This is a genomic window from Aeoliella sp. (genome assembly GCF_965227375.1).
Taxonomy (GTDB): Bacteria; Planctomycetota; Planctomycetia; order Pirellulales; family Lacipirellulaceae; genus Aeoliella.
Genome location: NZ_CBDDFX010000001.1, coordinates 323410 through 344747, shown reverse-complemented (window position 1 = coordinate 344747; position 21338 = coordinate 323410). Strand labels below are relative to the sequence as shown.

Genomic DNA, 21338 nt, shown 5'->3' with positions numbered 1-21338 from the left:
ACGACACCGCCCGTCGCACAAGCGGCGGGTCGTCTTTCAACACTAACTGAGCCCCAGCCTAATGAATCTGACGAAAAAAACCTTTTTATCGCCAGATTCTGCGGGAATAGGCTCACTACTTATAATCAACGGGCGGTGAGACGCCTGCTTTTCGGGTTCCCGTGTGCGTGTGAAACAAGATCGTCCATTTATGGAAACCAACGATTCCATTGATCGCGATCGGCGATTTGTCGATCTGCTGACTTCCCATCAGCGCGATCTGTACGTCTACACCCACACCCTGATGGCGGGCGACTCGGCCACGGCCGATGTGGTGCAGGACGCCAACGTCGACCTGTGGGCGCACAAGGACAAGTACGATCCATCGCGCCCGTTCCTGCCGTGGGCGTTGCGGTTTGCCTACCATCGTGTCTTGGCGTACCGCAAGACGCGGAGTCGATCGCGGTTGCTGTTGTCCGACGAGTTTGTCTCCTCGCTGGCGGACTCCATGGAGCGAAATCCGCTGGAAGCCGACGGACGTTTGGCAGCGCTGACTCGCTGCTTGGAAAACTTGCGGGACGAGCAGCGCACACTGCTTCGCGAACGATACACCTGCGGAGTTTCGGTAAAAGGCCTGGCCACTCGGATGAACGCGACTGCGGACCAAATATCCAGCCGATTGTATCGCCTTCGAAAGGACTTGGGGCAGTGTATTGAGCGGCGCATGGCTGCGGAGGGCGCATAGTGGATAACGACATTCAAGCTCGACTGAAGCGCTCACTGGATCGAGCGATGGAAGAGTCGTGCAGCGACCGCGACCGCGAGGAGTTTCGTTGCTTGCTGGATGAGAATCCGGACCTGGCCATGCAAGTCGCCCAGCAGTTGCAGACCGATGGGCTGCTGAAGTGGTCTTTCTCGCCAAGCGTTCCGGACATGGCGGAGACCTCCGCGCAAGAGGACCTTCTGCAGCCACAATGCTCGCCAGTAGAACCATGTGTCCCCAAACGCCGCAGCCGCTGGAAGGCTGCTGCCGGTCTGGCCTTGGCAGTCTCCCTGGCGGGTCTGGTGGCGTTTGCCTGGTTCGACCACACGCCGCTGCGCACCATCGGGGAAGTGGCGTCTGCGACCAATGTGACGTTTGGCGCCGAGTGCACCGCGCTGGGGCCGGAGCAGAGAATCACAACGGGCATCTTGGATATCGAGTCGGGCACGCTCTCGCTCGAGTTGCTCAACGGAGTGACGATGTCGCTGCGAGGACCCACGCGGTGCCGAATCGATTCTGAGATGCTGGTGCAACTGATTCGTGGTCAGGCCACGGCCGATGTGCCCCGCTGGGCGAGAGGTTTCACGATCGCCACGTCCGACATCGAGGTCGTGGACCTCGGCACCCGATTTGGAGTGGCAAAGTTGGGCGACGCAAATACCGACGTGGTCGTGTTCGAAGGCGAGGTCGATCTCAAGTCGCTACAAACCGCCGAGAAGCAGTTCGCCCGACGTTTGACGCAGGGCGAGGCGGCCAGGATCAACCGGCTTGGTGAGATTGAGAGAATCTTCCAGGTACACGGCGAAGCCAACGAAAACGGCTGGTCGACCCTCGAACCCGACGACGAGCGGGGCGTGATTTCCGCGGTGTGGGATAACCTCTGGGCTACCAAGAGCGTGAGCTACTACCAGGTGATCCCCCAAGGACTCGACGAAGACGTGCACGCCTACGTCGATCACCCACACGAGTGGAACGGTCTCGCCGGTGATGGACTGCCGCCCTTCCTCTTGGGAGCCGACTACGTTCGCACGGTGAATGACTATCGTTACTCGAATGAACTTTCGATTGAGGTGGAGCTGGCGGCGGACGCCGACTTGTACATCTTCTTCGATAACCGCTCGGAGATTCCCGACTGGTTGCAGGGCGGTTTCGAAGACACGGGTGTCGACATCGGACTGGATGAAGATGCTTGGGGCGGTAATCCGACATTCACCGTGGCCACGGGGCCAGGTGAGAGCATCGACAATACTTTCTCCGTGTGGAGGCGGCCGTGCGCCGCTGGCGAGGTTATCTCGCTGGGCTCCATGCGGGCGGGCCGCGAAGCGCGGGCCATGTACGGCATCGCCGCGACCCCTCGCTAGTGTCTCGGCCAGCTTACCTCTTCACACCGGCGAGCGCCGACTAGCTCGCCCGATCGCTACCCCCACTATACAGCGCCAAAGATGAGAACCCGTTCGCTGACCCAAGTCCTTGCCGCAAGTCTGCTGGTTGGCAGCTTGGTTGGGGCCATCCCCCAAGACGCTCGAGCCGAGCATCGCTTGGGTGACCGTGTGGATGTGGCCGACGAGTTCAACGCGGTCGGCAACGTTCACTTCGTTGGCACACGGCTGACCGACTTCAATACGTCGAACGGCGCCGGTCACATCGAGTGGCAGCGATACACCAAGCGGCCGAGTTTGTCCTTCAACAAGCTGGACACCCCACTGGTGCGCGCCGAGAGCAGCGAGTTTCCCGCGAGCGAGTACGATCGCGACCCCCAGCTACCGTTCGAAGTATCGGTGGTCAGCCCGCGGACATTTCGCTTGCGGTTCTACTCCCGAGACATTGTGGGGGACCGCGAGTCGCTGATGCTCGATGGGCCGGTGCCCGTGAGCGAGGATTGGGACGTCGAAGAGTCGGCCGAAGCAGTTACCTTTTCGACCGCTGGAGCGCGGCTGCGCATCGAGCGCGATCCCTGGCGGGTAGTGTTGGAGGATTCCGATGGGAACGAGCTGACCCGCACCAGATCACTCAACGATCCGGCCTCGTTTTCAGCGACCACGCCGTTTTCGTTTGTGCGCCGCGAAAAGGACCTCGCCCGCCTGTTTGCGGCGGCCACCTCGCTGAAGCACAACGAGCAGTTGTTTGGATGCGGCGAGTCGTTCACGCGGCTCGACAAGCGGGGGCAGCGCGTGATCGCCATGACTCGCGACGCGATGGGAGCCCAGTCAGAGCGAATGTACAAGCCCATCCCGTTCTACATGAGCAGCGAGGGCTATGGAGTTTTCGTTCATACCAGCACACCGGTTTCGTTCGACTTTGGCAAGGACTTCGACGGTACCAACGTCGCTTACACGGGCGATGAAACGCTCGACCTGTTGTTGTTCGTTGGCTCTCCCAAGCAGATACTGGCCGAATACACCAGCCTGACCGGTCGCAGCCCTACTCCTCCCGCGTGGTCGTTCGGGTTGTGGATGAGTCGCATCACCTACAAAAGTGCTGACGAGTTGCGAGAGGTGGCTACCAAGTTGCGCGAGCATCGCATCCCGTGCGACGTGATTCATCTGGACACCGGCTGGTTCACCCAGGACTGGCAATGCGATTTCGAGTTCGACTCTAAGCGGTTCCCTGATCCTGCCAAGATGATCGGCGATCTGCGCGAGGATGGCTTTCGGCTCTCCTTGTGGCAGCTCCCCTACTTCACTCCCAAGAACCCGCTGTATCACGAAGCTGCCCAAGCCGGACTCTTCGTGAAGAACCAAGGGGGAGACCTTCCCGCGGAAGATGGTGTGCTCGATTTCAGCAATCCTCTGGCGGTGGAGTGGTATCAGGAGAAGCTCCGCGAGTTGCTGAAACTGGGAGTGGCTGTGTTCAAGGTCGACTTCGGCGAAGACGCACCGCTCGACGGGCTCTATGCTTCGGGGCGGACCGGGTGGTACGAACGTAACCTCTACCCGCTGCGGTACAACCAGTTGGTTTCCGACCTGACGTACGACACGAACGACGAACGGCTGATCTGGGCGCGCAGTGCCTGGGCCGGGAGCCAACGCTACCCGCTGCACTGGGGTGGCGATGCGGAGAACACCTACTCGGCAATGGCGGGCTCACTGCGAGCTGGACTGTCGTTTGGGTTGTCGGGCTTTACCTACTGGAGCCACGACGCAGGAGGATTCGTCAACGCACCGGACAAGGAACTCTACGCCCGCTGGCTCGCCATGGCGGCGCTCAGTTCGCACATGCGATGCCACGGTGCGCCGCCGCGCGAACCTTGGTTATTCGACGACGATTTCGTTGCGCTATTCCGCCAGACGATCGAAATGCGCTACCGGTTGCTGCCGTACCTGCTCTCGGAGTCCGCCGAGAGTTCCGCCGCCGGACTGCCGCTGTTGCGGCCGTTGTTCTTGGAGTACCCCGACGACAGGACCTGTTGGCTGGTTGAAGACCAGTACCTCCTGGGTAGCAAGATGTTGGTCGCTCCGCTGTTTTCCGACGCCCGCGCTCGAGAGGTCTACCTCCCACCGGGCACCTGGATCGACTATCAAACGGGGAGAGAGTACGAGGGATCACGCTGGCATTCTATCACCGCCGGCGAAGTGCCCATCGTTGTGCTTGTTCCCGAAGGAACGCTACTGGCACACGTCGGGCTTGCTCAACATACTGGAGAGATCGACTGGGCGAACATTGAGCTGGTGTTGTACGGCGATCCGAACGAGAGCTCTGTTGCCACGCTGCAGCTACCCGGCCAAGCCGAGTTCGTCGCGCGTGTCGAGCCACAGAGATCCGACAATGCTCGCAAGCTCGAGTTGTCGCTGGTTCCTTCCGACACCAAGGTGAACTGCCAACTGAAGCAAGCAGCGGGGCCGGCGGCTACAGAATGAACGGATCAGATAGGACGATGCGAAACGCTGTTACCGAGAATCGAATAGTCAAGCTGGCCGTGTGGTGCGCCGCATGGTGTATGCTGGCGACGATTGTCCAGGGCAAGACGAGCGACTTCAATCTCGGCTGGAAGTTCCACCAGGGCGACGTGCCGGAAGCCAAAGAGCGTACTTTCGACGACATCGCTTGGGAAACGGTGCACACCCCACACGATTGGGCGATCGGTGGTCCATTCGATCCCAACGAAAACGGCTACGCAGGCAAACTTCCGTGGCGCGACGTAGGTTGGTATCGGAAATGGATGACCGTCGACGCGAGGGATGACGGTTCGCAGGTTTACCTGGACTTTGACGGGGTGATGTCGTCGCCCAAGGTCTACGTGAATGGAGAACTGGCCGGCGAGTGGGACTACGGCTACACCTCATTCCGCGTCGACATTACACCCTACGTCCGATTCGGGCGGGCCAATGTGATCGCGGTACGCGTCGACAACCGTCGACACGGGACGCGTTGGTATCCGGGCGCGGGAATCTATCGCAACGTCGCGCTTGTCGTCAGTCCCCCCGTGCATTTGGCGCACGGTGGAACTCAGATCACCACCCCGACGGTCACCGGCCGGCAGGCTACGGTGCACGTATCGAACGAGATCGACAGTTTTCTGAAGATCGACCAGCCCGTGGAAGTTGACGTGGTCATCCGGTCTCCCGCGGGCGTGGAGATTCATCGCCAGCGGGCCAAGAAGATTGCCGCAGCCGAGCAGCGCATCACTCTCCACCATGAATTCCAAATCGACAATCCCGTCCTCTGGGATCTCGACCTTCCGAACAACTATCAGTGCGTCACCGAGTTGCGTGTGCAGGATCGCGTGGTTGAGCGCCGGATGACTGGGTTTGGAATCCGTACGATTCGCTTCACACCCGACGACGGTTTTCATCTCAACGGTCGCCGCGTAGCGCTGCGGGGAGTGAACCTGCACCACGATCTGGGCCCGCTGGGTGCGGCGTTCAACGCCAGGGCCATGAGGCGGCGACTGGAACTGCTCGAGGATATGGGCGTGAACGCTATTCGCACCAGTCACAATCCGCCGGCGGCGGAGATGCTCGACTTGTGCGACGAGATGGGCATCCTGGTCTGGAACGAACTATTCGACAAGTGGGACGAGACGGCCGACCGATTCGGCGGCAATCCGAGTTTTGAGTCGCACGTTGCGCGGCACGCGGAGAGTTTCGTCCGCCGCGACCGGAACCATCCTTGCATCATCGCCTGGTCGATTGGAAATGAGATCCTCAACCAGCCTCACTCCGCCGAAGGCAAATCGCGAGAGCGCGTCCGTTTTGCGCGCGACGAGTTCCTCCGCCACGATACAACCCGCCCCGTAGGCATCGCTTGCCATATTCCTCACACGGCCGATACCGATATCCTCGACGATTTGGACTTGGTGGGATGGAACTACCAGCAACGGTACGACCGATTCCGCAAGGCGTACCCCCGGGTGCCTATCATCTACAGCGAAACCGCATCGGCGTTTAGCAGCCAAGGACAATACCAACTGCCACTGCCCGTTGGGAAGTGTGACTATGGCCCCGGCGATCAACTGTCGGCCTACGAGTTGACAGCCGCGGCTTGGGCGGACATTCCGGAGGTTGAATTCGACCGTCTGGCACGGGATTCCTTTTTGGCGGGTGAGTTTGTCTGGACCGGGTTCGACTACCTGGGAGAGCCGACACCGAGGGAACAGGACTCGCGCAGTTCCTACTTCGGAATCTTCGATCTCGCAGGCTTTCCCAAAGACCGCTTCTACCTGTACCGGAGCGTGTGGCGTCCCGAGACTCCCACCTTGCACATCGCTCCGCATTGGACCTGGCCAGGGCACGAAGGTCAGAACGTGCCGGTGATGGTCTACACCAACGGCGACTCGGCCGAGTTGTTTCTCAACGGTTCGTCGCTTGGCATTCGGACCAAGGGTGAGGCACCTCCGCAGCCGCCGAACTTGCTGGACGATGCTACGATTGAGGTTAGCTCCTCCACCTCGCAGCAGCCCATCTCGCTGGCCGATGGCGAGCAAGACGGATGGTGCGCGCTGGCTTCCGACTCCACTCCCCATCTCACGGCCGACTTGGGCGAGATTCATGCACTGAGGTCCGTCACGATCCAGTTTCGGCAAGAGTCGAAACATTACGAGTACTCACTCGAGGTGTCTCGCGACGGAGAGGAGTGGGAAACGGCCGTCCAACAGAAGGCGAGCGAGCATCCCAGGTGGGGCGGCGTGAAGGAAGCCATTCATCACCTCGACACCACCGCGCGATTCCTGCGACTGACATTGGGGCCACTGGCCGACGGAGTCGAACCTGCCATCGAATCGCTAGCGGCGTATTCGCTGCCGTTTGAATCGGAGTACTACCGACGCACTTACGACTACCGCTTGCGTTGGAACGACGTGATCTACCAGCCGGGTGAACTGAAAGCGGTTTCTTACAAGAACGGCCAGCCAATTGCCGAACAGGTGATCTGCACCGCGGGGGCAGCGAAGCGTTTGGTGCTCCAGCCCGACCGTACACAGCTGCTCTCCGATGGGCAGGACCAGTGCCACATCGCCATTCGCGCAGTGGATGAAGATGGGGTGTTTCACGACCTGGCTGACCAAAACGTGTCGATCACCGTCGCGGGGCCCGGCATGCTGGTTGGCGTGGGCAACGGCGATCCCACCTCGCTGGATTCGTTCCAATCGAATCAGGTTCGCTTGTTCGCAGGCAAGGCCGTGGCGATCGTTCAGACGGAGGGGGGATTGGGAGGAACGATCACGCTCAAAGCCAAAGCAGAGGGACTAGTTCCGGCGGAAGCGACGCTTGAAGCGGGGCGTGAGTAAGTCTGCTGCGCCCGCTGCTACTGCGAATCAAATCGGACGTTCAGCACGCAGTCGATCAGCTTCCATGGTTTCTCGTCGGATTCCAACAGCGAGACTTGTATCTGGTTACTTCCCTGCACCACGTCATCTGCTGCGACGGGGTAGTCGACCCATTGGTCGGAGGTCTTGGTGGGTTTCAATTCGGCGCCGTTTAGTCGGACTTGCAGTGCTTTGGCGTCCCGCAGCTTCTCGAATCGCAGTCGGAGCGTGAGTTTCGGTGCGGGATCGGAGAACGGAGCGTCCTGGACGTACAGCTTGACGTCGGTCGCGGTTCCCGGCTTAACCTGTTTGGGATTCCGCCCATTGAGGGTTTCGGTGTTCTGGAACGACTCCAGCGGATAGTTGCCGCTGGCGGATCGCACCATCCCTTGCGACGAGGCGAAGTAGTCGCGGTCCAGCGTGGCAAGCTTCTCGGCATCGGCCAGTTCGTTGAACAGATTGTGCTTGGGGGCTTTCGGATCGAAGACACCGAAGAAGTTGAACAAGCACACCCCGTCCGCCCCCGCAGCCAGGGCGTTGGAGCCGCGGGCGCGGTAGGTCTCGACGGTGTTGCGCATTTGCTTCGCCTGGTCATCTTTCACGCGATTGTTGTCCAGCGAAGGGTAGACCTTCACGCCTTGCTGTCGGGCGACACTAACGCTGTAGGCCCAATCGTTCAGCTGGAACGTCCCGCCGGCGATCCATAGATCAAGCAAACCTTGCTCCATCCACTGATCAATCGCAAGCCCCATGGCGCGGCTGTACTCCACCGAGTCGGGGCAATGCACGGCGACGAGAATCGGGCGGCCCCGCTTCTGTCCTTCGCGTTGGGTCATCTCGCGGATCTGCCGCACCATGTCGGTCATCGCGGCCAATTCTTCCGCGGTTGCTTTCTTGCCCCGCGCGGTCGACGGAAAGTAAACCGGGTGGCGGAAGAAATCGAGTTCCACCCCGTCGACGTCGTAACGCTGGCACACCTCTTCGAAGTAGCGAACCGCCAAGTCGCGAATCTCCGGGCGGGCGAAGTTCACAGCCGTCCAGGCGCCGTACTTGGGACGCTTTTTGGAGGTGCCCAGCAAGTACTCCGGGTGCGAGGTCTTCAGCGTGCTCGCTCGATAGATGATGTCGGCCGCCGCGGAACGCTGGGCGTCGTGCGTGTCGTTCATTCGCATCGACCAGAACAACTCAATGCCGTGTTCGTGGGCGAAGTCGACCATCAGTTGAAGCGGATCGAGCCCCGCGGCCAGCATCTCGCCGGTCACGTTGTTCTCGTACCGACCTTCCTTCGTGGTGAAGACGTCACCGATCTCGGTTCCGTGAGTAAAGACGCCGAAACCGCAACTTCGCGAGCAATAGAAGATGGAATCGACCGCCGTGCCCGCTAGCGCCGTGGTGCGTTGCTCCAGGAAGTTCTCGGCGGTGGGCTCGGTCATGTAGATGGCAGTTTCAGCACCATCGTTGTTGTAGATGATCCGCCGCTGGCGATTCACTGCATCGCGATGCGCCTGTTGAAAGTCTTGCGCGGGTGCCTGTGCGAGCGAGTGCACAGTGGTCGCCAAACAGAGTACGACTGCCAACAAGCTGCAGAGTTTGCAGCTTCGCGAAATGGAAAGGGGGTTGCGTAGCTGCATGGATCACTCCCGGTATGCATGCAAGAGCCACTCGACGAATCGCCGAGTGGCAAATGGGTATCCGTAGCCAGTGTTACAACCGAGCCAACCTGCGGGGGCGCTGCCCGTGCCCCCGTCAAGGCTGGCGTCGGAAGTAGGCGAGCCCAAAGGCCGCCGAAGCAAGTAGGATCGCGCTGGTCGAAGGTTCCGGCACCGCGGCGCCTTCGAGCAGGGCGAAGTTGAATCCTCCCAGCGGTGCGAGCGTATCGTGGATCATCGACAGGTCATGGAGGTTGACGATGCCATCGAGGTTGAAGTCGCCGTCTTGCCAGGTGTCGAGGTCTCCCGCGTAGAGGTCGCCATGGAAACCTTCGAACAGATTTTTGCTCTTCCAAGACGCGGCAAACAGGGCTTCGTCCGTGGCGTCGACGGTGCCGTCGAGATTCATGTCGCCCGGCGTGACGACGCCATTGGTAATCGCTCCGCTGCTTCGTACATTGATCTCGTTGAGAACGGAGATGTTGTCGGTGAAGAGATTGAAATCTTGCGTGCGATAGAATCTGGCCCCGTCGATCGCCCCGTCGTAGAAGTCTGTTGCGGTAATTGCTCCAACCGTGCCTGCTGTGTCATAGGCCCCAAACACGAGGTCGGCCGAGGTATCCAAACCATGATTGTCGATGTGCGCGCTGACCGCTTCGCCATTGACGTAGAGCACGGTCATGAACTGTCCACCGGTGCCACTTCCCTCCACGAAGGCGGGGGCACCGGGTGAGTTGACCGCGTATGTATGCTGCATGATGTGAGTCCACTGGTTGGTCTCGACCATCTTGTGCCCGACGATATCGCCGTCAGTGTCGTGGCCTGCCAGGACTTGCGACCACATCCCGTCGCCATCAATGGCCACGCCAACGTCGTTTCGTTCGTTGTACATGAGCACCTGACGCGCGCTGTTGTTGCGGGGATACACCCACATTTCGACGCCCACATCGACGATTGAATTCAGCCGCAGAAAGTAGTTATCCTCCATCGGCTCCACATCACTGGGCTCTCCACGGAGCAATGCGTCGTCGCCGTCGAAATCGACGGCATAAGTTCCCGATCCGACGTAGCCGCCACCTAAGTCGGCAACGAGTTCATAGGTAGGATCGCCAACGACATTTTGCAAGTCGTTCAGGCCCGAGGCGTCTTGCTCTTCCCAGATGAGCGTCACAGGCGTTCCGTCGCTGCCGTTGTCGCCACCGTCGCCGAACAGGTACTGGGCTGTGGTGGTGGTTACCGCCGAGGCGGAGCTAGCAACACACGCGACAACGATCGTGAGTGCTGCCGTCCAGGACGCTCGGCGGCGGCAAAAGGCGGCCGTACCGAGCACTCCGGCCAACAGGAGCAGCGTGCTCGGTTCCGGCACGTTGGCCCCCAGTCCGGCCACAGCTCCGGCGCCGGACGACGCGCCGAAGTTGTCCTTCCAGGCCATGTAGTCGGCGGCGTTCACCGTGTTCAGCCCGTCGGTATTGTCGCCATTTCCACCCAGGGCCGCGTCGCTTGCGCCCAGGTTGTTACGCCACACGGTGTAGTCGGCGAGGTTCACAATGCCATCGACGTTGAAATCGCCTGGCAGGCCAGTGATGTACTCGATGTTGTACGATGGGATGAGCATCGTGTCGAGCGAACCGGCCACGTGGATCTCGAACACAAGGTCTTCGGCCAGCGTCGTCGTGTTGTAGGCTGCACCCAACGAGACGCTATCGCCCATTCCAATGGTGCTGTCGCCCAGTGCTGCCTCGGCAAGGTACTGCGTCGTGCCGTTGGAGAAAGCAGTCCACGCCCCGCCATCGTAGCCGGCTCCATCGAGTCCGGAGAATGAACCCGGCACCAGTGCATCGGCAGTAGCGCTGGTGATTCGGTAGGTGTCGATCGTGAGATCGGCGCTCAGATCGTTCACTAGCGTGATGTCGCCGGTGTCCTGGTTGACGCGAAGCGTGAGTTCCGGCGCGTCGTCAACGTACATCCGCCGGTCGAAACCACTCGTCACGTTCTGTCCAGCGAACCCAAATGCATTGATGCTTACTGGAAAAGTCGGGGTCTCCGGAGTTTCGTTGTTTCGAAAACCAAGCCCTGTGACCGTCTGGTCGTTAACGGTGAGGTCAAAAGTGGAGCCTCCGACCGCGTAGTCTACCGCAACAAAGTTCCACTCACCTTCCACGTAATTGAGCCCACTTACGGCCGATGTGCTGTTCGAACCCGATGTGCCATCGGTATTGCGGACCTCACCATCCTGAGCAAACTGCATGGAGATTAGGATTGCTACGTCTCCGTTGCCATCCTTGCCCCAAGCGGTTAGGTTTGCTCCACCCGAGGAAGGACTATTGGGAAGCGTGCGCACCATTGTCTCTAAGCGGACACGCTGTCCGATAGTGGTCTGTTCGGTAAACACAGGGTGAGCCAGAGTCTGGTCACCATCTCGCACGGCGCGAAGGTAGTTGTTGCCGTAGAATGGGCCTGGGTCGTCTCCTGTGGTGCTACTGGTTACCTGGATGATCTCGTCGACTTCGTTGTCCGTCGTATTGTCGATGCGACGGAAAGGAGAGAACCAGAACGAGCCCGCAGGCGAGCCCAATGGCACCATTGGATCCGCATCGAGGCCGGCGTTTTCTGGAGCGCCGTATTCAAACGCCGTGACTTCTGGCGCCGACTCGAAGTCGTCGTGGAACAACAACTCACCGGTCGTCATGTTTCGCACCGTCACCGCCGAAGCGGGTACGGCCATCATGGCCAGCAGGCCAACCACAGCAGCCACTGCCACTTGGCGCCGGCGAGCAACTGCCAGTCCGATACCCACCACTGCGAGAAGCGCGAGCGAGGTCGGCTCGGGCACACCTACCGCCCCGGGGAACTGGAGAGTCCCTGCGCCAGGTTGCTGCTTGTAGATACGGTTGAAGATGATGAAGTCGAACACGTCTGTAATACCATCGGCGTTCAAGTCGGCTGCCTGATAGGCCTGCACCGGAGAGAGACCAGATGTGTCGGTCAGGAACGCCGGAACAAAGACGTTGTTGAAATCGTCGTCGTCGATGTCGCCATCGAAGTCCAAGTCACCGAATTCAACTGCCTCAAGATTGTTCGCACCAGGCACGAAGGTCACCGGGTACTTGGAGACGTTGCCTTCGGGAGTGCCATCGTCGAAGAGGATCTCAATCGTGACGTCTTCGAACGGGCTCCTCAGCCACGCGACTCCCAGGTCCAGCGTAGCGCCGGCCGCTAGCGTGCCGCCGCTGCCATCGAACACGCCTTCGCTCAGATCGTATGGACCGCCATCGCCTTCCAGGATCGTCCAACTATTGGAGTCAAACGACTGGTCGCCGCCGGGCGAGCCATCGTACTGCCCTTTGATCGGGTTCCAATTGTCCCGGTCCAGGCCACCTGCTTCCGAAAGTAGCGAATACCCCAAAATACTGCCGAGGGGACTTCCCGAGACGTTCTCGATAGAAACACCACCAGTGGATCGATCAACGGTGACTTCCAGCGGGATGGTGTAGTCGATCTCGAGCAAGGGACGGTCCGACGCGTCTGCATCGTCCGAGTGGATTCGGAACAAGTTGCGGTTGGCGTTTGTGTCGTTGTTCGAATTCGAGTCGATCACGAAATAGGCAGTTCCACTGCCGCTAACAGCCGAAGAAATGGCGGAAGTAAAGGCCGCCGAAGAGGCAAACGTAAGGAGCTGTCCCTCCGTAATGGTGGAGGTGTTGATCGAAGGAATGGAGGAGACCGGCGTGGGACTGAAATCACCGCCTGGCGTCGACCAGGGGGTGGGAACGATAAAGTCGCGATTGTCGTAAGTCACGGTGGTTTCGTCGAACGAGCCAATCATCTCGTGCAATCTCAGGTCGTGATCTTCATCGGCTTCGCCACCTCCGGCCGCCTGCGTGGTGAGCGTCAAGGTGGCAGAGTTAATCGTGCTACCAAATGGAATAGCGCTCACGTCCCAGCCCAAGTAACCGTAGGTCGCAGGGGCAGCTTCTGAGATGTAGCCTACCTGGATAACAGAGATGCCACCGCGGTTTTGATCGGGATCGTCGTCGGCGCGAGCATACGCCCCGTGCATCTGGTAGGCGCCTGTAGGCGATACCCCTTCCTGGAAACTGACGACGACCGCTGACGCGGCGGAGCCGACAAACGGCAAAACAAGTATCGCGGACAACACGCATCGAGTGGACATAATGGAGCTACCTCTTAAGCGAATAGTCTATGCAATTGAATTGAGAAGAATGCAACACCTGGAGCAAGTGTTTTGCTAGGTGCTGGTCAGGTTGTATACAAGTTGGTTGTCCTCTCCCTGTTTAATGATCGCCCGCAGTTCCGTCTTGCGGTTGTAATGATCGGGGATGTAAACCTCTTCGAGTTCGATCATCCCGCCGGCGTCTTCGTCGAACACCTTTTTGCCACTGCCACGCACAGCGTTGATGCTGACTTCGAACTCACCGGGCTTGAGCCCTTTCTCGGGTGGCACTTGAAATTTGCCCTGGCTAATGGTTGCACCGGCTGTTGGGCTGCTGGTTCCAGGGAGTGGCATGAAGCTGATCTTCCCCTCGGGCAGCGGTTGTCCGTCGAAGGTCACCGTGCCTTCAACGGCCAGTCGGCCGTCGCTTTCACCGCATCCACTTGCAACAAACGCCGCCAATAGAACAGCACCCGCTCCGATTGTACGGTACAAGTTATTGGGTCGATTAGTCGACATTAGGCGTTTCGCCTCCGGCGATCGTAGCCATCGCTCGATAGGGGAACAAATCGATATCTTCGCTGACGAACTCAACGTGCCCGTCCAAGAACACCATGTTCACCCCGCCGGTGTGGTACGACCGAGCGGCTGAGTAGGAGGTTGTCCACTCTGAACTAGTATCCTGCCGATCGCACGGCATCCGTTCGATCTCGACGCAGCGATCGTAGGATCGAGTGGAGAGTGCGTCGCCTAGGCTGGTATTGGGTGTCGTATGGTGGGTGTAAGACGACGATCCGATGTACTGGATGCCCCACATACCACGGGCATCCCACTCACCGGCTCCTCCCTCTGAGTCTTCCTGGGCAATTACCTCCGTGCCCATGGTGGTGTTGGACATGCCGTCGGTCACCTGGCGCACTTTCTTCTCGATATCCCATGCAAATGGACCATCGGTCAGATAGAGAGGCCCTGAGCGCGTGGTCCGCCGTTGCATAAAGGTGGAACCAAAGCAGAACACGAAGTTCGAGTGGGCATAGTTGTTGGTGCTCTTGCCCCCTTCGTCGGTGTTGGGGTCACTGGAGCAGTTGAATGCACCAATCGACGTGCGGATGATCTGGCGATTGGGAACGTCGTGAATCCGCAGCGTGAAGTCGTACAAGTCCTGCAAGGCACCCTGTTCGAGTTGATCCAGAACTCGCGACTGCGCCGAGTGATTCGGTACTGCGCGACTGTCATCAGGGTCAGGCCATTCGGTCTGCAGGCCCATGGGAAAGTGCTTTCGCGTCGATTCGTAGTTGAGCACGGCCAGCCCGCACTGCTTCATGTTGTTTGTGCATTGCATCCGCCGCGCGGCCTCGCGAGCCGCCTGCACCGCAGGCAGCAACAGCGCCACCAAGATGCCGATGATGGCAATTACCACCAACAACTCGACCAGCGTAAAGGCGTTTTTGGATCGGTTGAGATTCATCCGGAAACTCTTACTCCGTAACAAGGCCCTGCGCCCAACAGTTGGGCGCAGGACATGAACTTTAGTAGTCTTAAACCGCTTTTCGTGCACCCACGAACCCGAGTGCACACGCACCGAACAGGGCCAGTACGATGCTGGCGGGTTCTGGGATCTGGGTGAACTCGACGACCAACTCGGGGTGAGCAACCGACGGATCTGGATTGGTATCCGGATTCAAGTCGTCCGCCCATAGGCGAAAGAGCCCTCGGTCGTCGTCGTTGTTCGAATCGCTGTCGAGCAGCAGGTAAATCGTTCCGTCCGAATCGGCGACACTTTGGGCAAGGCTCACCAGGTCTGGCGAACTCGTGAATGCCAATGTGTCTCCCTCGGCAAGTGTCGTTGGGTTGGCTACCACGGAGCTCAGTACCGTGGCATCAAAGTCTCCGCCCGCCGCAGTCCAGGCATTGCCCGTTGAAGCGCTGTTCCAGGTCGCCTCCGACTCAACGAACGGCGTCGTTAACTCATGCAGCGTGATGGAGTGATCCTCACTGGTACTGGAACCGTCCTCGGACCTGGCCTTCATGTTGAGCGTCACGCTGTCGACAGTGGCTCCCGCCGGCAGGCTCGACAGGTCGAAGCTCAGTAGCACCCGCGTAATCCGAGTGCTAGGCGTAATTGCGCCGACAAACGCAGACGCATTGTCAAAAACCGTGTCCGGGCTGTTGTTGTCGATGTAGGCCGCGCCCGCTTGGTACGAGCCGCCATTAGTAACGTCCTCTTGAAAACTCATGGTCGCGCCAATGGCGGGCGAACCCAAGGAGACGGCAACTGCCGCTCCCAAAGCCATGACACAAGATGTCGCTATCGAACGCTTCATTAGTACACTCCAAGGATGAGAAAATGGGTAGAAGCTAACGTTGCCTGTATCTCTGTGGTCAGTCTGGAAATTGCAGCTTGATGAATACTTCAACAACCCGTTCGCCACTGGCACGCATCGTTCTGCGAGACAAGTCCTCCGCTCCTTCGGCATCACCTTGCTTGAGGAGCTGAATCAGTTCCAAGTGCTCCGTCTCGAGTACGTGCCGTCGACGCTCCGCCTCTTCCTCGGGCGTGGATGCGTGGTACTTCTCGTCGCGTGCTTTGGACGGGAAGACGTAAAACAGGAAGTGGCACTCGGTCAGCAGCGTCTTCAAAGCCGAAGCCATCCGCTCGTTGTGACTGGCGTCGGCCAGGGCTTCGTGAAACGCGTGATCGAGTTTGCCCCATTTGGCTCGCGTGCCGTGCTCGTTGACGCATTGCAACGATTGGTCGAACAAGTACTCCAGTCGGGCGATGTCGGTTTCGGTGGCCGACCGTGCCGCGCCGCGCGAGACGCCGCCTTCCAGTAGTTCTCGAAACTCGAACAGCCCGCGAACGTCGTCCGGCGTGTATTGGCGAACGCGGATGCCGTTTCCATCGGCCTCGCTGGTCAGCAGCCCCTGCCCCACCATCCGCCTCAGCGACTCACGCACGGGGATCCGGCTGACACCTAACTCCTTGGCAATCCGACCTTCCACGACGCGAGAACCGGGCTGCAAATCTCCAGAGAAGACGTGCTCCAGCACCCTGGCGTAGACAGTCGTTTCGGACGACGGACCAATCATGAATTCCCACCAAATGGACTTATGGAACGAAACCGCAAAACCCCGCGAATCCCACTTCCGCGGGGCAAATCAAACGAAAAGCATTGTTTTTATAGATCAGCCGGGATGTGCTGGACATCACGTATGCGAGTGTATACACTTGAATGCGGCCTGTCAAACAGGTTATGAGGATTATCACATTTTTTTTGATTGCCACCTGCTGGCATCCCTCTGGAGCTTCGATCCATGAGAACTGGACGGAGAACGCCGGGCTGGGCGGTGACCATGGCGGCGCGGCGGACTGGAATTCTCTAACACCGAGTTCCCGGCTTCCGAATCGCGCTATAGATATCGAGGACTGAATTGGATAAGCACGCTACTGATGGGCAACCGGGTCCTGCAGCGTCGCACTTCGCACACGGCGTCGTTGCTGCAACCGTAACACCATACTGCCAGAACGGACGAATCGATCTTCGTGCCGCGTCGAACCTGTATCGACAGTTGTTTTCGCACGGCGCCGACGGAGTGTTCGTCGCCTCCAGCACCGGCGAAGCCGAGATGCTGGGCGAGGCCGATCGAGAGAGCCTCGTACTTACCGCATGCGAAGCTTCCGGAGGACAGCGCACCGTGTTCGTGGGCGTGACCTCGCTGGGAGTGGGAGACACGGTGCGCCTGGCGAATCGCATGGAACGCGCCGGCGCTGACTGCGGTGTCGTGATGGCCCCCGCATTCCTCCGGTACTCGCAACCCGAACTGGTCGACTACTTCTGGCGAATCGCCGATGGCAGCGATCTGCCGATCGCCGTGTACCATCACCCGCGCGCTACTAACTCGTTGGATGTCGAGACCATCGCTATTCTGGCGGGCCATCCGAACATTGTGGCCTTGAAGGACACAAGCGGCACGTTGGCTCGTGCCATGCGATTGCTCCAAGCAGTCGAAGGAACCGATATCCGCGTCCTCCAGGGAAGCGAACACCTGGTGCTGGAGTCACTCAGCCGAGGCGCCGCTGGAATGGTCACCGCCCTGGCGGGAGTCGTACCCGATTGGCACGCAGCGTTGTTCCAAGCGTGGCAGCAAGGCGACCTGAAGATTGCCGCCGAACAGCAGGAGCGACTCATTCAGCTGTGGCAAATGTTCAAGATTCAAGCGCTGGGCGACTCGATGAGCAACTTCACCAGAGCACTGAAGGTCGGCATCAGCCGGCGGGGATGGCTGTCGGACCCTGCCGATCTGTTTCCCAGTGCAAACGTTCCAGACGAGCTGCTCAAGAACGTCGAACAACTCTACGACAGTGCGGGCATTCCTGCTCAAGGGCGCATCGATTCAGCACATCCAGGCGTAGACGGTCCTGCAGCACCGCGACGAGCAAGCCGATCGAGACTCGATTGATCTCGGCTTTAGAGACGAACGCCAACACCAACAAGGACTGAAGGTCCATGCCCAGGCAGCAACAGATTGAATGCGACGTACTGGTCGCCGGAGGCGGCATGTCGGGCGTGGGCGCGGCTTTGGCGGCCGCGCGACATGGGGCGCGGGTAGTGCTGTGCCAGGATCGTCCCGTGCTGGGCGGCAACGCTTCTAGCGAAATACGCATGCACATCGTCGGCGCCGATCAAAGCGGCGGCCGCGGCGTTCCGCTCGAGACCGAAGCCCGCGAGTCGGGGCTCATCGAAGAGATCCGCTTGGAGAACTGCGTCCGCAACCCGCAGCGCAGCCCTTCAGTGTTCGACCTGATCCTCTACGAAAAGTGCCGCGCCGAGCCCAATCTGCAGTTGTTGCTCAACACCACGGTTACTGCGGCTCGCTGCGATGGAACACGCATCGAGTCGGTCACGGCCGAGCGCCAATCGACCGAGGACGTCTTCACAATCACAGCCGCAGTCTTTGTGGACGCAACAGGCGATGGGCGGCTAGGCTTGGAGGCTGGCGCGCCGTACGTTGAAGGGCGTGAGTCGCGCGAGCAGTATGGGGAGAGCTTGGCTCAGGACGAACCCGACAATCTGCGACTCGGTTCGAGCCTGATGTTCCAGGCACGTCGCCACGACCGCCCGATGCCGTTTGTGCCGCCAAGTTGGGCGCGCAAGTTCAGCGAGGAGGACCTCCGCCTGCGGCCGCACGCTTCGACCACAGGTTACCATGGCGACCTGAACCTCGAGTACGGCTACTGGTGGATCGAGTGGGGTGGGCACCTCGACACGATTCAGCACAATCAGGAGATCACCGACGAACTCCTGGCGATCGTGCTGGGCGCCTGGGATCACGTGAAGAACGGTGGCGACCACGGCGCAGAGAACTGGGCGCTCGAGTGGTTTGGATTCGTCACCGGCAAGCGGGAGAGTCGGCGGTTCATTGGGCAGCATGTGCTCACCGAGCAGGACGTCGTGACATCGGCGCCACAACACGACTCGATTGCGTACGGCGGTTGGTACATCGACACGCACCCCATTATGGGAGTCGACGCACCGGACGAACCGCCCTGCACGCAGCACCAAGTGCCGCTGTTGTACGACATTCCCTTGCGAGCGTGCGTGAGCGCCAAAATCGAAAACTTCATGTTCGCCGGCCGCAACATCTCGGCCACACACATCGCGTTCGCCTCCACACGGGTGATGGCCACCTGCACGCAGATGGGCCAGGGAGTCGGCACGGCCGCGGCCTACGCAGTGGCCAGCGGCCTCGCGCCGGCTCAACTCACCGTGGAGCCAACCGCACTGAATACGATTCAGCAGCAACTGCTCCAAGACGACTCCTTTCTGATCGGCTTGGTGAACCAGCATCCCCACGACTTGGCGCGGCAGGCGCAGGTCACTGCTTCCAGTGAGCAGCAAGGTGGTGCGGCCACCGAAGCGGTGCGGGGGCAAACGCGCAGCGTCCATGGCCCCGGCGGCGTCGACCGCGAGCGCACCATGCCAGGCGCGCATCGCTGGATGAGCGATCCCGACGACGGCTTGCCCGCGTGGCTGCAACTCGAGTGGTCCGAGCCCATCACGCCAAGTCGCGTGCAGTTGATCTTCGACACCGGCTTGCACCGCGTGATGACGATGAGCCTGGCCGATTCCTACACCGCCAAGATGCAATGGGGAGTCGTGCCGCCCGAGTGCGTCACCAAGTTCAGCATCGAGGTCCGCCATTGCGGCAAGTGGCAAGTCGCCGCCGGTGTGGACGACAACTACCAACGCCGCGTGGTCTGCCCGCTGCCGGCAGAAGCGATCGACGCCCTGCGAATTCGAGTTGAGGCAACCGGCGGGATCGATCATGCTCGGATTTGCGAAGTCCGTGTGTACTAGTATTTCGTCAAGCCGGACTTTTCGGATAGTGATCGCAGAACCGCCCCGACAGATCAGAGATTAGTCGAGATCACTACCCGAAAAGATCCGTTTGACAATGTACTAGATAACATCAGCACCACTATTCCACGCCTAAAGGACTTCTTTGTTGCCACCACCGACGCTTGAAACGCTCGATTGGATCGTACTCGTGGGCTATCTATGCGCCACGTTTGCGATCAGTGTGTGGGCGAGTCGGCGACAGGCGACTCAGTCCGACTACTTCATGGCGGGGCGGTCGATGCTGCCAATTGTGGCCGCCTTTAGTTTGTTCGCCACGCTGTTCAGCACCACCTCGTTCGTCGCCGCTCCCAGCGAAGGTTACGAGCACGGCGTGATGATGCTGCTCGGTTCGGTAGGCTACGCCATCTGCACCCCGCTGGCCGCCGGCGCGTTTCTGAAGTTCTTCTACGGGCGCGGCGATAGCTGCACGCTCTACGAATACCTGGAAGAACGCTTCGACTGGCGCGCCCGCTCGTTGGCCGCGTTTGCGTTTCTCGTGGGTCGTACACTCTACGCTGCCACGGCCTGCTTCGCCGGTGCGAAACTGCTCGACGCCATGGCCGGTTGGGATCCCTACTGGACCATCCTTGGCATGATCGTCTTCACCACTGTCTACACCACGCTGGGCGGCATGCGGGGTGTGATGTTCACCGACTTCATGCAGACGTGCATCATGCTGGTGGGCGTCGTGGTGATCTGGTTCAGCCTCTCGTCGCTCATCGGGCACGACTACAGCGCCGTGTGGGCCTACGCCAAGGAGCATCAGCACACGTTCGACCGTGTCTGGTCGAGCGAGTTCTATCGTTTCGACATTCACGAGCGATTGACATTCTGGTCGCTGTTCTTGATCTACACGGTGCTGCGACCTTTCCAGGACTATGGCACCGATCAACTCGTGGTGCAGCGACTGTTGAGCGCCAAGAGCCTGGCCGATTCCAAGAAGGCCGTGTACATCAAGACCGCCATGTCGGTGCCGGTGATGGCCGTGTTCTATGGGCTGGGGCTGCTGCTGTTCTACTACTACAACAACGTCGCCAGCGAGCCCGCCGGCGTGGAGCCCGACAAGATCCTGCCGTACTTTGTCACCACGATGCTGGAGCCACCACTGCCGGGGCTGATTGCCGCGGCCATGCTCGCCGCGCTGATGTCCACCGTTTCGTCGGTGCTCAACTCGCTCGCCACGGTCACCAGTATCGACTTCCTGCAGCGATGGGGTTTCCGCCCGGAGGGAGAAGCCAGGAAGGTACTCGTCGGTCGTGCACTCACGGTCGGATCGGGAGTCGTGGTGCTGGCAATCTCGCTCGCCCTGCTTCAGATAGGCGGCAGCGTCAAGAACTCGATCATGGAAATCGGTCAGGTGATCCTCTCCTTGTGGGGAGTGGTGCTGGTAACCGTGCTGGCGGGTGTGCGAACCCGGCAGTGGGCGACTACCGACGCGGCCGCGGCTTCGTTGTGTGCGGGAATCGTTGTCGGCAGCATTGTGCCCTATCGCTTTTACTTCATGGTGCCGCCAGAGGAGCGCGTGAGCTTCCTCTGGTTGTGCGTCCCCGGCATCATCACGGCCGCCGTGGTGCTGGTGCTGGTGAGCTTGTGGCAGAATCGCAACCGCGATTCGGCATAGATGTGTCGG

General features: G+C 59.9%; 13 protein-coding genes. 7 read left to right on the top strand and 6 right to left on the bottom strand.

Translation table 11 applies throughout. The annotated features are described in order from the left end of the window. The first annotated feature begins 190 nt into the window (after positions 1-190). The 4 genes from ACQK2L_RS01510 to ACQK2L_RS01495 all read left to right on the top strand — a co-directional run bounded on the left by ACQK2L_RS01510 (position 191) and on the right by ACQK2L_RS01495 (position 7466). Positions 191-724 carry a sigma-70 family RNA polymerase sigma factor gene (locus tag ACQK2L_RS01510; protein ID WP_425395164.1) on the top strand — a complete coding sequence of 178 codons (534 nt, stop codon included), beginning with the start codon at positions 191-193 and terminating at the stop codon, positions 722-724. Then, the gene (locus ACQK2L_RS01505) at positions 724-2103 is read left to right on the top strand and encodes a FecR domain-containing protein (protein WP_425395163.1); all 1380 of its coding nucleotides are present in this window, start codon (positions 724-726) and stop codon (positions 2101-2103) included. The genes ACQK2L_RS01510 and ACQK2L_RS01505 overlap by 1 nt, the downstream gene beginning before the upstream one ends. An 81-nt stretch (positions 2104-2184) precedes the next feature. Then, positions 2185-4599: a TIM-barrel domain-containing protein gene (locus ACQK2L_RS01500; RefSeq protein WP_425395162.1), complete on the top strand. Its 2415-nt coding sequence runs from the start codon at positions 2185-2187 to the stop codon at positions 4597-4599. Positions 4600-4616: 17 nt separating this feature from the next. Next, the gene (locus tag ACQK2L_RS01495) at positions 4617-7466 is read left to right on the top strand and encodes a glycoside hydrolase family 2 TIM barrel-domain containing protein (protein WP_425395161.1); all 2850 of its coding nucleotides are present in this window, start codon (positions 4617-4619) and stop codon (positions 7464-7466) included. 17 nt (positions 7467-7483) lie between these two features. On the opposite strand, the gene ACQK2L_RS01490 is transcribed toward ACQK2L_RS01495, so the two are convergent. The 6 genes from ACQK2L_RS01490 to ACQK2L_RS01465 form a co-directional block, all read right to left on the bottom strand. Further along, on the bottom strand, positions 7484-9115 hold the full coding sequence (locus tag ACQK2L_RS01490) for a family 10 glycosylhydrolase (protein WP_425395160.1): 1632 nt from the start codon (positions 9113-9115) through the stop codon (positions 7484-7486). Positions 9116-9230: 115 nt separating this feature from the next. After that, on the bottom strand, positions 9231-13307 hold the full coding sequence (locus tag ACQK2L_RS01485) for a DNRLRE domain-containing protein (RefSeq protein ID WP_425395159.1): 4077 nt from the start codon (positions 13305-13307) through the stop codon (positions 9231-9233). Positions 13308-13382: 75 nt separating this feature from the next. Further along, complete coding sequence (locus ACQK2L_RS01480) at positions 13383-13826, bottom strand: hypothetical protein (RefSeq protein WP_425395158.1); 444 nt, start codon at positions 13824-13826, stop codon at positions 13383-13385. Then, entirely contained in the window at positions 13816-14775 is a 960-nt protein-coding gene (locus ACQK2L_RS01475) for a DUF1559 domain-containing protein (protein WP_425395157.1), read from the bottom strand. The genes ACQK2L_RS01480 and ACQK2L_RS01475 overlap by 11 nt, the downstream gene beginning before the upstream one ends. A 70-nt stretch (positions 14776-14845) precedes the next feature. Next, positions 14846-15631, bottom strand: a complete 786-nt coding sequence (locus ACQK2L_RS01470) for a DNRLRE domain-containing protein (RefSeq protein ID WP_425395156.1) — start codon at positions 15629-15631, stop codon at positions 14846-14848. A gap of 58 nt (positions 15632-15689) precedes the next feature. Next, positions 15690-16397 (bottom strand): GntR family transcriptional regulator, encoded by a 708-nt coding sequence (locus tag ACQK2L_RS01465; RefSeq protein WP_425395155.1) that lies wholly within the window; start codon positions 16395-16397, stop codon positions 15690-15692. Between the two features lie 342 nt (positions 16398-16739). On the opposite strand from ACQK2L_RS01465, the gene ACQK2L_RS01460 reads away from it, so the two are divergent. From ACQK2L_RS01460 to ACQK2L_RS01450, 3 genes are all read left to right on the top strand, one after another. Next, complete coding sequence (locus ACQK2L_RS01460; protein ID WP_425395154.1) at positions 16740-17768, top strand: dihydrodipicolinate synthase family protein; 1029 nt, start codon at positions 16740-16742, stop codon at positions 17766-17768. Positions 17769-17815: 47 nt separating this feature from the next. Beyond that, positions 17816-19666 carry an FAD-dependent oxidoreductase gene (locus tag ACQK2L_RS01455; RefSeq protein ID WP_425395153.1) on the top strand — a complete coding sequence of 617 codons (1851 nt, stop codon included), beginning with the start codon at positions 17816-17818 and terminating at the stop codon, positions 19664-19666. 145 nt (positions 19667-19811) lie between these two features. Beyond that, on the top strand, positions 19812-21329 hold the full coding sequence (locus ACQK2L_RS01450; RefSeq protein WP_425395152.1) for a sodium:solute symporter family protein: 1518 nt from the start codon (positions 19812-19814) through the stop codon (positions 21327-21329). Positions 21330-21338: the final 9 nt, after the last annotated feature.